Source organism: Rhodanobacter soli (genome assembly GCF_039523495.1).
Classification (GTDB): Bacteria; Pseudomonadota; Gammaproteobacteria; order Xanthomonadales; family Rhodanobacteraceae; genus Rhodanobacter; species Rhodanobacter soli.
The window spans coordinates 2,195,496-2,207,832 of record NZ_BAAAFK010000001.1; the positions used below are offsets into that span (position 1 = coordinate 2,195,496).

Consider the following 12,337-nt stretch of genomic DNA (forward strand, 5'->3'; position numbering starts at 1 on the left):
CAAAAACGATGCGGCATTGTACGTGGCGGCAGACGGGATCCGCGCCGGTGGGACTCAACCGGCGCTGTGCGCGCTGACGGCGTCCATCGCACGAGCGGAAAACACCAGCGCGGCACCGGCATTCATCGCCACGGCCACACCCAGCGCCTCGGCGATTTCCTCGCGGGTCGCGCCGTGTTTCAACGCCTCGCCCACGTGCACCGTGATGCAGCCGTCGCAGCGCGTGGTCACAGCTACCGCCAGCGAGATCAGCTCGCGGGTCTTCGCATCCAGGTGGCCAGTCTTCTGGCCGGCATCGGTCAGGATCTGGTACCCCTTCACCGTATCCGGGTTGAGCTTGCCGATTTCGCCAATCCGGCCCAGCAGTTCCGTGCGGTATTGCAGCCAATCCAGCATGGGACTCTCCTCGCAGTCGTGGCGGCCGGGCGACGCGTCCGACCTTGACGAGGATGCTGCGCCAGCGGATGTAAAATCCGCATGCGGGCGGTTTCCCGGCGGCAGGAAAAGCGGCGGAGCTGCCGCACCCCGCCGCGGGAACATCACCCGGTTACGCCGCGGCCGTGGTCCGCCCCAGCCCGGCCACCCAGCGGTACAGCGCCACATTGACCGCGACGAAGGCGATGCCGCCGATCCAGATCGCCGCCGTGCCGAAGCCGTCGCCGACCAGCGCCAACGGCGCGCCCTTGCCGGAGAACACCACGATCGCCGCGATGATCACGCCGATGATGCTTTCGCCCACGATCATGCCGGAGGCCAGCAGCACGCCGAGCTGTTTGGTGGCCTCGGGTTTCGGGCCGCGTTCGGCACGCTTGTCGAAATACCAGCCGACGACGGCGCCGACCACGATCATCAGCGTGGTCGAGGTCGGCAGGTAGATGCCCAGGCCCACCGCCAGCGGCGGCAGCGCGGCCGATCTGGTGGTGCGGCCAAGAACGGCGTCCAGCACGATCAGCGCCACGCCGATCGCGCCGCCGAGGATGATCAGGCTCCAGTCGATATTGCCCTGGATCACGCCCTGCGCTAGCGCGGAGATCAGCCCCGCCTGCGGCGCGGCCAACGCACGCGCCGGATCGACTCCGGGCATGCCGGCGAAGCCGTAGGCCTCGTTCAGCAGGTCCAGCACCGGCGGGATCACCGCAGCACCGACCAGCACGCCGACCACCAGCGCCACCTGCTGCTTCCACGGGGTGGCGTCGACCAGCTGACCGGTTTTCAGATCCTGCAAATTGTTGTTGGCGATGGTGGCCACCGCGAACACCACCGAGGTGGCGAACAGTGCGAACGCCACCAGCCCCTTGCCGGCATCGCCGGACAGCTCCGACTTCACGCCGGCCATCAGCAGCAGCAACGCCGCGATGATCACCACCAGGATGCCCACGCCCGACAGCGGACTGTTCGACGAACCGATCAGGCCCGCCATGTAGCCGCACACCGCCGAAACCAGGAAGCCCATGATCACCACGAAGACCAGACCGCCGCCCACCAGCAGCCACAGGTGCGCACCGAGCCCGGTGACGATGCTGAAATCGCCCAGCAGCCAGCCGATCGGCAGCAGGCACAACAGGCTGATCAGGCCGACGATGCCGATCGGCATGTCGTGCTCGGTCCGCGGCAAGGTCGCGCCCTGCCCGGACTTGCGCGCCCGCGACGACGCCATCGCCGAGGAAAGCCCGCTGATCACCGGCTTGACCAGTTTGGCCAGCGTCCAGATCGCCGCCACGCCGATCGTGCCGGCGCCGATGAAGCGCACCTTGTTGCCCCAGGCCGCCTGCGCCACGTCCGCGGCGGCGCCGGTGGCTGCCGCCAGCATCGTGTAATGCGGTACCGCCCAGCCCCAGGCGATCAACGCACCAAGCAGCATCGCCAAGCCGACCCACAGGCCGACCAGGTGGCCTACCGCCAACAGTGCGAACGACAGGCTGAAGTCATAACCGCTGGCCCCGCCGCGGTCGCCGACGTGGAAATACTGCGCCACGCTGCCGGCGAATACCTTGGTGGCGACCACCACCGCGAACACCGCCGAGACGATGGTGCCGGCGGTAACGGCCAGCAGGCCCGACTTGCTGCTCTCGGCCGAGGCCGCGACCGCATCGTCGCCGCCGCCCACCTTGAGCACCTCGGCACAGGCCACGCCTTCCGGGTACGGCAGGTCGGAATCGGTCACCAGCGCGCGGCGCAACGGGATCGTGTACATCACGCCGAGGATACCGCCGGTGGCGCAGATGCCGAACGTCACCCAGAACGGGAAGCCGGTCCACCAGCCGATCATCACCAGGCCGGGCAGCACGAAGATGATCGCCGACAGCGTGCCGGCCGATGAGGCGACCGTCTGCACGATGTTGTTTTCCTGCATGGTGGAGTTCTTGAACCCGCGCAGGATCGCCATCGAGATCACCGCCGCCGGAATCGAGGTGGCGAAAGTGAGGCCGGCCTTGAGGCCGAAGAACACGTTGGCGGCGGTGAACACCAGGGTGATCACGACGCCGATGATCAGGCCGCGTACGGTCAACTCGGTGCGCGGCGTGGCGCTGGACAAAGGTTTTGCAGTCACGAATGGCTCTCCCCCGGATGAATGCTGCGGTGGAAGATAGCGTGGAATCGCTGCCCATGGTTATTTCCATGCCGCTGCCGGAAAACTGGCAGGCGACGCCCGCTCTGCGGGAAGCGGCGGCAGGCGGGCACCGCCCGCCAGCTCCTGCACGTCGCCCCTCACAACATCAACCGGCTCTCGAATCTCCGCCACTCGCCGGACAACGGATCGACAAAGGCCAGGCTGTGCGCGAGAAGCTTCAACGGATGCCGGTCATCGTCGACAGACGCTTCTGCAAGTGACGGGTACAACCGGTCGCCCATGATCGGTGCACCCAGCGCGGCCATGTGTACGCGCAACTGGTGCTTCTTTCCGCTGACCGGACAAAGCGCGTAGCGCCACAGTTTCTCGCCACGCGCGATCACCTCGATCCGCGTCTCGGTGTTCGGCTCGCCATCGACCTCCTGCATGCGGAAGAACGGTTCGCCCGCCACGATGCGCGAGCGACGCAGCAGTGGAAACGACGCGTCCGGCAGTGCAGGTGCCAGCGCCTCGTAGCGCTTGTCGATCCGCCGCTCGCGGAACAGCGCCTGGTACGCCGCGCGGCTGGCCGGGTTCGCCGAGAACAGCACCAGCCCCGCGGTAAGCCGATCGATCCGGTGCAGCGGCACTAGCTCGGGATTGCCTAGCCGGCGCATCAACCGGCGCAGCAGGGTCTGCTCGACGAAGCCGCCGGCCGGGGTCACTGGCAGGAAATGCGGCTTGTCGGCCACCACCAGATGCTCGTCGACATGCAGCACGGTTTCGGTGAACGGAATCACCGTCTCGTCCGCCACCTCGCGGTAATAGTGGATGCGCATGCCCGCGTAGTACGGCGTCTGCGGCGTGATCGCGACGCCCTGCCCGTCCAGCACGCGCCCGCGCACGATGCGGTCCAGCCACTGCTCGCGGCTGACCGTGGCGAAGTGATCGCACAGCGTATCGAGCACACTGATCCAGTTGCCGCTCGGCAGATGCACGGTGCTGGCATGGGCGTCGCGGGCGAAGGATGGTGTGGATTGGTGCATGCGTGCACCAGTCTAATCTGCCACCGGCGCCGGGTGGCAGGTGCAGCCGCGACGGACATCGAAAGTCTCGTTCGGACGAGTGATGAAACGCGCCTCGCGGAAAGCGGGTTTTCGCAGTTCCCGGAAGCGCGTGCCTGGCACTTTTGATGCGCTTTTGCGTTTGCTCTATGGTGAGCGCCGGGGCGGCGTCCGCAACCGCTGGAACCTGGGGGAAACCATGAACATAGCGACCGTTGTCCAAACGACACTCCTTGCCGTGCTGCTGCTTGGCACCGCTACGGCCAGCGCCGCCGATGTCCGCGGCAGTGCCGATCATCCGCTGCTGCCGCGCTACCAGGACGCCGAGATCGTGCGTTACGAGCAGCACGCGTTTGCCAGCCACGCGTTGTTGAAGGCACCGGCCAGGACTCATGGCGGCCTGCAGAAAAACCTGTCGTCGACGTTGCCGCTGGAAGGCCGGCTCACCCGCATCAGCTACCGCGCGCCGGCCGAGCGCGCCACGCTGGAAGTGTTCCGCAATATCGAACAGGCACTGCAGGCGGCCGGCTTCAAGCCGCTGTTCGAGTGCGCGGCCGAAGCCTGCGGCGGACGCAATTTCAACCTGGCGGCCAGTGGCGGCGAGCTGTACTCGCTGTTCGGCGACTATCCGCAGGAGCAGCGTTATGTTGCCTCCCGCTTGCAGCGCGCCGAAGGCGACGTGTATGCCTCGGTCTATGTGGTCTTCAACAAGTCCGGCGGCGGTCCCAACCGCCATCGCGCGATGGTCCAGCTGGACGTGGTCGAGCTGAAGCCGATGGAGCAGCGCATGGTGGTGCTGGACGCCGGCGACCTGCAGCGCAAGCTCGACCAGGAAGGCCGCGTGGCGATCTACGGCATCCTGTTCGACACCGGCAAGGACAGCATGCGCAGCGACTCCGCCGCGCAACTGCAGCAGATCGCCGCCCTGCTCAAGCGGCAGCCGCGGCTGAAAGTGCTGGTGGTGGGCCACACCGATGCGCAGGGCAGCATGGAGCACAACCGCGATCTGTCGACGCGGCGCGCGCAATCGATCGCGACCGCGCTGACCACGCAACACGGGATCGACCGCGCACGGTTGACACCCATCGGCATCGGCATGGCGGCACCGGTGGCCAGCAACCGCAGCGAAGCCGGCCGCGCGCAGAACCGGCGGGTGGAACTGGTGGATATCGCGACGTCGTCGCAGGCCCGCTGAACCTCGTGACCGGAGCCTGGCGCCGTGCGCTGACCACCGCGGGCCGGGCTCCGATCATCGTCAGCGCGTAGAATGGGCGGCTTGTTGTCTCAAGGCACGCCCATGGCCCTCAATGCCACCATCTACAAAGTCGAACTGCAGATCAGCGATATGGACCGGCATTACTACGCCACCCATGCGCTGACCGTGGCGCGGCATCCGTCGGAAACCGAAGAGCGCCTGATGGTGCGCCTGCTCGCGTTTGCGCTGTACGCCGAAGACCGGCTGGAGTTCGGCAAGGGCATCAGCGACGAGGACGAGCCGGCGCTGTGGCGCAAGGCGTATACCGACGAGATCGAACTGTGGATCGAGGTCGGTCTGCCCGACGAGACGCGCATCCGCAAGGCCTGCGGTCGTTCGCGCCAGGTCGTGATACTCAACTACGGCGGCAACGCCGCAGAGATCTGGTGGCAAAAGAACGCCGCCGCGCTGGGCCGCAACCGCAACCTCAGCGTGCTCGATATCCCCGCCTCCACCGTGACTGCACTGACCGGACTGCTGCAGCGTGGCATGCGCCTGCAGGCATTGGTCCAGGACGGCCAGTTGCAGTTGATGAACGACACCGACGCGGTGGCGGTCGATCCGGTCAAGCGGATGGTCACTGCGGAACTGGTGAGCTGAGCGCCTCGCGTCATCGCGTTTACCGCATAATCCCCGATCCCATGCCTTCCCGGAGTCACCCATGCGCTGGTTGTTGCCTTTGCTCGCCGTCTTCGCCCTCACCGCCTGCAGCACCCCGCCCGCGGCGCACGCCAACGGCAGCGTGGACAAACTCACCGTGATCGACCAGAAGATCGGCACCGGTGCCGAAGCGCAGGCCGGCATGGACGTGCTGGTGCACTACACCGGTTGGCTCTACGACGAAAACGCGAAGGACAAGCACGGCGCCAAGTTCGACAGCTCACGCGACCACGGCGCACCGTTCAACTTTACGCTGGGCGCCGGCCGGGTCATCGACGGCTGGGACCAGGGTGTGGCCGGCATGAAGGTCGGCGGCAAGCGCACCCTGCTTATTCCCGCCGAGCTCGGCTACGGCGCGCGCGGCGCCGGCGGCGACATCCCGCCGAACGCTTCGCTGGTGTTCGACGTGGAGCTGATCGACGTCAGCACACCCTGATCGCTTGCGCGCGATCATAGGTTGGGGTGAGCACAGCGAACCCCAACAATCCATGCCCCGCCGTCGCTGTTGGGGTTCGCTGCGCTCACCCCAACCTACCTGGAAATCGCTCAGTCTTCCTGCGCCGCGGCTTCGCGCCCCTGCTGGCGGATGATCGCTTCTTCGCGCGCATCGATGATCGACTGCATCACGCTGTCCACGTCGGCGATGGTTTCGTCGAACTCGAACTGACCGGTGAGTTCGCTGTCCGGGTGCAATTCACCCAGCTCGAACAGCGCCCACATTTCCTCGCCGTAGTGGGTGTCCAGCAGCTCCGGCGCGAAGCGCGACAGGCTGATGGTGATGTTGCCCACGTCACGGCGCAGCATGGTGCGCGCTGCGTTGTTGCCGGAAGCGCTGACTACCTGCGGCAGGTCGATGATCACCGGGCCGGCCGGCCCCACCAGCACGTTGTACTCGGACAAGTCGCCGTGGATCAGGCCCACGCACAACATGCGCGCCACCTGCTGCATCAGGAAACGGTGGTAGTCGCGCGCCGTATCCGCCGACAGTTCCACCTCGCCCAGCCGCGGCGCCGAATAGCCGTTCGCATCGGTGACCAGCTCCATCACCAGCACGCCGTTGAAGTAGCCGTAGGGCTTGGGCACGCGCACGCCGGCGGCGGCAAGCTGGTACAACGCGTCGACCTCGGCGTTCTTCCAGGCGGCCTCGGCCTCCTTGCGACCGAACTTGGTGGCCTTGCCCATCGCGCGCGCCTGCCGGCTGCCGCGCACTTTGCGACCTTCCTGGTACTGCACGCGCGCCTGGAAGCTGCGTTGCGCCATGTCCTTGTAGACCTTGGCGCAGCGGACGTCCTCGCCCGAACGCACGACGTAGACGGACGCTTCCTTGCCGCTCTTCAGCGGTCGCAGCACCTGGTCGATCACGCCTTCGTCGATCAGGTCCTGCAGGCCCTTGGGGGTTTTCATGCGTGGGGGAGCTTCAAGATTTCGTGGAATAACGCCCATTATGGCCGATCGGCGGCCTTGGCCGGGCTTTCGCGGCCGCGGCGTCTAGTTGGCAGCCCACAGCCGATCGCGCGCCGCCGCCGCGATCTCGAACGACTGCCGCCGCGCGGCATGCTCGAACACGTTGGCGGTGAGCAGCAGCTCGTCCGGCCGGTGCCTGGCGATGAACGCCGCGATGCCGTCCTGCACCGTGCCGGCAGCGCCGACCACCGCGCAGGCCAGCGCACGCTCCACCATCAGTTTTTCCGGCGGCGTCCAGTACGACTCGATGTCGTCGATCGGCGGCGGAATCAGCCCCGGCCGGCCACGCCGCAGGCTGATGAAGCTTTGCTGCTGGGTGGTGAACAGGCGCCGCGCCTCGGCGTCGCTGTCGGCCGCAACCACGTTCAACCCCAGCATCGCGTACGGCTGCTGCAATCGTGTGGAAGGGCGGAAATCACGGCGGTACAGCGCCAACGCCTCGTCCATCGCGTCCGGCGCGAAGTGCGAGGCGAACGCAAACGGCAGGCCGAGCTGCGCCGACAGCTTCGCACTGAACAGGCTGGAGCCGAGCAGCCACACCGGCACGTCCAGGCCAGCGCCGGGCACGGCGCGTACCTGCTGGCCGGGTACGGCCGGCTCGAAATAGCCGAGCAACTCCAGCACATCGTGCGGGAACGCTTCGGCGCTGTCGAAATAGCGGCGCAGGGCCTTCGCGGTGGGTTGGTCGGTGCCGGGCGCACGCCCCAGGCCGAGATCGATCCGGCCCGGATACAGCGAGGCCAGCGTGCCGAACGCCTCGGCCACCTGCAGCGGCGCGTGGTTCGGCAGCATGATGCCGCCCGCGCCGACGCGGATGGTCGAGGTGCCGCCGGCCACATGGCCAATCAGCACCGCCGTTGCCGCGCTGGCGATGCCGGGCATGTTGTGGTGTTCGGCCAGCCAGTAGCGCCGGTAGCCCAGTCGCTCGGCCAGCCGGGCCATGTCCAGCGTGTTGCGGAACGCCTGGCTGGCATCGCTGCCTTCGGTGACCGGCGCCAGGTCGAGGACGGAAAACGGGATCATGTCGGACTCTCGCCAAGTGGATGGCCACGATGTGGGGGCTGCCGAGCGGATTGCCACCGGCGCCTGCGCCTACAATGGCCCACCCTTATCCCACGGCATCCCGATGACCGAACCCGTCCGCCTCGCCAAACATGTCGTCGCGCTGGCCCAGTGCTCGCGGCGCGAGGCCGAGCAATATATCGAGGGCGGCTGGGTGCGGGTGGACGGCGTCGTGGTGGAGGAACCGCAGTTCATGGTCGATGCGCAGCACGTCGAACTCGACCCGCAGGCCAAGCTGGCGCCCACCGAACCGGCCACCCTGGTGCTGCACAAGCCGGCCGGCTACGACGCCGGCAACGGCCCGAACCCGGCCAGCGCGCTGGTCACCCCGCAGACGCGCTGGCCCGACGACGGCTCCGGCGTGCGCCCGCTGCGGCGGCATATGCAGCGGCTCATCACGCCATTGGTGCTGCCGACCCAGGCCAGCGGCCTGCTGATCTTCACCCAGGACTGGCGCGTCACCCGCAAGCTCACCGAAGACATCGACCGGATCGAACAGGAGTTCGTGGTCGAGGTCAGCGGTGCACTGATCCCGAATGGACTGGCCCTGCTCAACCACGGCCTGCGCTTCAACAACTACGCGATGCCGCCGATCAAGGTCAGCTGGCAGAGCGAGCAACGCCTGCGCTTCGCGTTCAAGGTCTTGCAGCCGAGCCAGATCGAGCCGATGTGCGACGCGGTCGGCCTGAAGGTGCTGGCGATGAAATGCCTGCGCGTGGGCCGCATCCCGCTGGCGAAACTGCCGCCGGGGCAATGGCGCTACCTCGCGCCGCACGAACGCATCTGAGCCCGCCGCCAGCTGCCACCTCGCCCCCTTGCCAAATAGCCACCGGAACGGCTTAGACTCACCCATGTGTCACGTGTCGCAAATCTACCCACACCGGAGAACAGCATGAGCAAGGGCATGGATTCAAAGAAGAGCGAGAAGAAAAAACCGGCCAAGACCATGAAGGAAAAGAAGGCCGCCAAGCAGGAAAAGAAAAAGAACAAGTAGGCCCTGGCCCCTACGCGCCGCGACACGGAGGCAGCCGCGGGGCGCGACCGGTTGCTCTGCGATGCACTTGCCGGCCGCGCCTGCAGACAAGAGTCGGCTGCTTCCTCTTTTCCGCTAAATTTTCCCGGCCAGCTGCCGATAGCCCGAGACGGGCTGCCCGGGGACCGGCGCGCTGGAATGAGGGAAACGGAATATGGGGAATATGTGGCGGCGCATTTTTCGCAGCCGGAAGCCCACGGCGTCAGCGAACCGCGCGCAGCCAGCCGCCGTGATGTCCGTGCGTGCGCCGCCGATCGCGCCAGTCGTTCGATCGGCATTGCCGCTGGCGGAAATCGAGGATCGTTTCCACCGCTTCGTACTCAGCGTCCCCGACAGCAACGCAGACGAACTCAGCGCGTTCGAGCTCGCCACGCTCAAACAGCTCGAACTGCTCAGTACCCACTTCGACATGCGCAGCCTGCCCCGCCTGCCGACGGTACTGCCGCAATTGCTGCGCGCACTGAAGAACGACAAGGCCGGCGGCGGCGAACTGGCCAGGCTGATCGGCCGCGACCCCCTGATGGTCGGCGAGATCATGCGGGTCACCGGCAGCGTGCATTACCGCGCGGCGCAGCCGATCACCAGTCTGCAGCAGGCGGTGGTGCTGCTGGGCCAGGACGGCCTGCGCCGGGTGCTTACCCAGCACGTGATGAAACCCATCCTGCAAGCCAATACCGGCGCGCTGGGCCACGCCGCCGGCGAACGCCTGTGGAATCATGCCGAACGTTGCGCCCACGCCTGTGCCTGGCTCGGCAAGAACAACGGTTGCGATGCGTTCGAAGCCTATCTGGCCGGGATCGTCTGCCATACCGGCAACGGCGCCGTGGTACGCCTGCTGGATCGACTGCAGCCCGCCGGTGATGCCGAACCGCCATCACCCGGCTTTCTCGCCAGTTGTTCCGCACTCGCCGCGCGGCTTTCGCTGCAGGTTGCGCAGCACTGGGAGTTGCCCCAACGCGTGATCGACGCGATAACGGAATGCCAGGCCCCGGCGACGCCAGCGGCATCGCCGTTGGGCAAGGCCCTGTCCGTGGCCGACCTGCTGGCGATGGCCCAACTGTTGATCGAGCACGAACGGCTCGCCGACAACCCGGATCTCAGCCAAAGTTGGCCCGGTGTCTTTGCGCCAACCCTGATCGCGCGTTGCCAGCAGGATCTCCAGCGCAACTTCCTGATACCGAAAAGCGCGTGAGCTGATCCGCAGGTCACGCCGCCCCGATCAATTGTCGTGACGATGTCGGTGCAGGACAACCGCACAAACCGGGAAACCGCAGCTTGGCATGCTCTGATTTTTTCAAAGTATTCCTTGACCCAGCGGCGCTCATCCCGCCAGCTCCAGGTGCATCGGCTGGGTGACCAGACCAGTACTGCTGGTCGCCAGCGGCCCGCTGGGCACAAAACCGAAGTGCAGGTACACCGGCACCGCCATCGCCGAAGCATTCAGGGTGAAGCGGTGCGTACCGGCGCGCCGCACTGCATCGCACATGGCGCGTTGCCACAGCCGGCGTGCGATGCCACGGCCGTGCATGCGGGTCGCGACGAAAAATTGGAACAGATGGGAATCCTCGCGCATCGCCGCCACTCCGACCAGGCGTCCGTCGTCCCGCCACGCGAGGTGGAAGCGCTGGCCGGCCAGGATCTTCCTGCGGATCACCCGTGCGCTCATGCCGAGCATCAACGGCGGCACCGCACTGGGCGGTTGCTCCGGCAAAATCCAGCGCCGCGTTACCCGGCGCGCCAATACGCCGATCGCGAGCGCGTCCTGCGGACCGGCGAGACGGTAGTGGATGCGCATTGCCTGGCTCATTCCTGCGCGCGAAAGACCCGGCGGCAGCCGGTCATCGCGCCTTCGACCTTGTGCAGCGCGGAAGCGCCGACGGCCGTCATCCGGAAGCCGGCGTCGACCAGCCGCCGACGGCAGAACTGACTTCACGGGTCACGGCGATCCACATGGCTCCTCCTCGGCAGACGCTACTCAGGGATGACGGGCGCGCCACGCGGCCAGCGCGGCCTCGTAACGCTCGAGTGCCTCCTCGTAGACGTCATACACGCAACGCACGCATCCCTCGCCGCAACAGTCGGCGGCATCCGGCTCGGTCGGTCGCACCGGCGGCGGATCGTCCGGGACACGCTCCGGCGCGGTAGGGTCAACGGGATTCACGGCACTCCTCGGCATCGTGCGCCAGGCGTGGGGCCTGGATGACCGATGGTGCCGCCAATCGCCACCGCAGCTCAAGCGGGCCGCGCGATGCATGCACGCGGTCCGCTTGAGTGCGGACCGTTATTTCGCCGGCTTGCGGAAGCGATAGACGAACTGGTCGGTGTGGCCGCGTATCGACTTGTCGAACACCTTGAGATCATGTGCATCGGCCGGGTTGCGCAGCGCGTCGCTTTCGCCGTCGAACACGAAACCGGCCGCTTCCACTTCCTGCTTCACCACCGCCGGATCGATGCGGTGCAAGGTATCGGTGTCGGCGAGACCGGAGCCGGCCGGGGCCGCGTGGTCGATCACCACGAACAGGCCGCCGGGCTTGAGCGCGTCGTAGACCTGCTTGCCGAAGCCGGCCATGTCCACCGGCCCCATGAACGGGTCATGGTAGTCGTGGTAGTTCTGCGCGGTGAACACCAGGTCGACCGACTCCGGCGCGCTCAACTGCGCCGCCGGCTGCTGCAACAGGCTGACGTTGGCGTAATGCGGCGTGGCGACCAGCTTCTGCCATTCCGCAAGGCTCTTGTCGGAGTACTTCGCCATCTCGCCCGGCCAGACCGTATAGACGTGCCCCTGCGGACCGACGATGGCACTGAACACGCGCGTCCAGTAGCCGCTTCCCGGCACCAGCTCCAGCACTTTCTGGCCCGGCTTCACCTCGGCGAACATCATCACCGCGCCGACCTTGCGGCGGGCATCCTCGGAACGATCGGCGTGGCGGGCCGGATCATTGACCGCTTTCTGCACCGCGGCGGAAACCGCCACTTCGTGCGGGTTCGCAGGCTGGGCCAGGGCCACGGCAGGAAGGGCGACGGCAAGCAACACAGCAAGGACAGCGGGACGCATGGTCATACTCCTCAAGTGAGCAAGGGTCCCCGGATTGTGCTCCCGAATCGCGGCGATGGCCCTGTGCCGCTTGGCACAGGGCACCGCCACGGTTCATGCTCCATGCTCGACCGCGGCCATGCCCGCCCGGGCTGGCCATCCGCGCACGTCCCGGCGTGCTGCCACGCGACAGCCTGCGCGTGCCCGTAAAACA

The 12,337-nt window shown here is 66.9% G+C and carries 13 protein-coding genes; 5 read left to right on the forward strand and 8 right to left on the reverse strand.

Annotated features, from left to right (window positions below):
* Positions 1 to 54 precede the first annotated feature (54 nt).
* The 3 genes from ABD024_RS10055 to ABD024_RS10065 all read right to left on the reverse strand — a co-directional run bounded on the left by ABD024_RS10055 (position 55) and on the right by ABD024_RS10065 (position 3,597).
* Positions 55 to 396 (reverse strand): carboxymuconolactone decarboxylase family protein, encoded by a 342-nt coding sequence (locus tag ABD024_RS10055; protein ID WP_343852154.1) that lies wholly within the window; start codon positions 394 to 396, stop codon positions 55 to 57.
* A 151-nt stretch (positions 397 to 547) separates the two neighbouring features.
* On the reverse strand, positions 548 to 2,551 hold the full coding sequence (locus tag ABD024_RS10060) for an OPT family oligopeptide transporter (protein ID WP_343852156.1): 2,004 nt from the start codon (positions 2,549 to 2,551) through the stop codon (positions 548 to 550).
* Between the two features lie 158 nt (positions 2,552 to 2,709).
* A complete protein-coding gene (locus ABD024_RS10065) occupies positions 2,710 to 3,597 on the reverse strand; it encodes a pseudouridine synthase (protein ID WP_343852158.1) in 888 nt (295 codons plus the stop codon).
* A gap of 217 nt (positions 3,598 to 3,814) precedes the next feature.
* Between ABD024_RS10065 and ABD024_RS10070 the strand changes: the two genes are divergently transcribed.
* The 3 genes from ABD024_RS10070 to ABD024_RS10080 all read left to right on the forward strand — a co-directional run bounded on the left by ABD024_RS10070 (position 3,815) and on the right by ABD024_RS10080 (position 5,966).
* A complete protein-coding gene (locus tag ABD024_RS10070; RefSeq protein ID WP_343852160.1) occupies positions 3,815 to 4,810 on the forward strand; it encodes an OmpA family protein in 996 nt (331 codons plus the stop codon).
* 102 nt (positions 4,811 to 4,912) lie between these two features.
* On the forward strand, positions 4,913 to 5,470 hold the full coding sequence (locus tag ABD024_RS10075; RefSeq protein ID WP_343852162.1) for a YaeQ family protein: 558 nt from the start codon (positions 4,913 to 4,915) through the stop codon (positions 5,468 to 5,470).
* 61 nt (positions 5,471 to 5,531) lie between these two features.
* Positions 5,532 to 5,966, forward strand: a complete 435-nt coding sequence (locus tag ABD024_RS10080; RefSeq protein ID WP_343852164.1) for an FKBP-type peptidyl-prolyl cis-trans isomerase — start codon at positions 5,532 to 5,534, stop codon at positions 5,964 to 5,966.
* 110 nt (positions 5,967 to 6,076) lie between these two features.
* Here the strand turns inward: ABD024_RS10080 and ABD024_RS10085 are convergent, their stop codons facing one another.
* Positions 6,077 to 6,934 (reverse strand): PA4780 family RIO1-like protein kinase, encoded by an 858-nt coding sequence (locus tag ABD024_RS10085; RefSeq protein ID WP_343852166.1) that lies wholly within the window; start codon positions 6,932 to 6,934, stop codon positions 6,077 to 6,079.
* A gap of 84 nt (positions 6,935 to 7,018) precedes the next feature.
* Positions 7,019 to 8,017: an LLM class flavin-dependent oxidoreductase gene (locus ABD024_RS10090; protein WP_343852169.1), complete on the reverse strand. Its 999-nt coding sequence runs from the start codon at positions 8,015 to 8,017 to the stop codon at positions 7,019 to 7,021.
* A gap of 103 nt (positions 8,018 to 8,120) precedes the next feature.
* On the opposite strand from ABD024_RS10090, the gene ABD024_RS10095 reads away from it, so the two are divergent.
* Both ABD024_RS10095 and ABD024_RS10100 read left to right on the forward strand, forming a co-directional pair.
* On the forward strand, positions 8,121 to 8,843 hold the full coding sequence (locus ABD024_RS10095; protein ID WP_343852171.1) for an rRNA pseudouridine synthase: 723 nt from the start codon (positions 8,121 to 8,123) through the stop codon (positions 8,841 to 8,843).
* A gap of 478 nt (positions 8,844 to 9,321) precedes the next feature.
* Positions 9,322 to 10,281: an HDOD domain-containing protein gene (locus ABD024_RS10100; RefSeq protein WP_343852173.1), complete on the forward strand. Its 960-nt coding sequence runs from the start codon at positions 9,322 to 9,324 to the stop codon at positions 10,279 to 10,281.
* 129 nt (positions 10,282 to 10,410) lie between these two features.
* On the opposite strand, the gene ABD024_RS10105 is transcribed toward ABD024_RS10100, so the two are convergent.
* From ABD024_RS10105 to ABD024_RS10115, 3 genes are all read right to left on the reverse strand, one after another.
* Entirely contained in the window at positions 10,411 to 10,884 is a 474-nt protein-coding gene (locus ABD024_RS10105; RefSeq protein ID WP_343852175.1) for a GNAT family N-acetyltransferase, read from the reverse strand.
* 180 nt (positions 10,885 to 11,064) lie between these two features.
* Positions 11,065 to 11,250: an oxidoreductase-like domain-containing protein gene (locus ABD024_RS10110; protein ID WP_343852177.1), complete on the reverse strand. Its 186-nt coding sequence runs from the start codon at positions 11,248 to 11,250 to the stop codon at positions 11,065 to 11,067.
* 120 nt (positions 11,251 to 11,370) lie between these two features.
* A complete protein-coding gene (locus tag ABD024_RS10115; RefSeq protein ID WP_343852179.1) occupies positions 11,371 to 12,144 on the reverse strand; it encodes a class I SAM-dependent methyltransferase in 774 nt (257 codons plus the stop codon).
* Between the last annotated feature and the right edge of the window lie 193 nt (positions 12,145 to 12,337).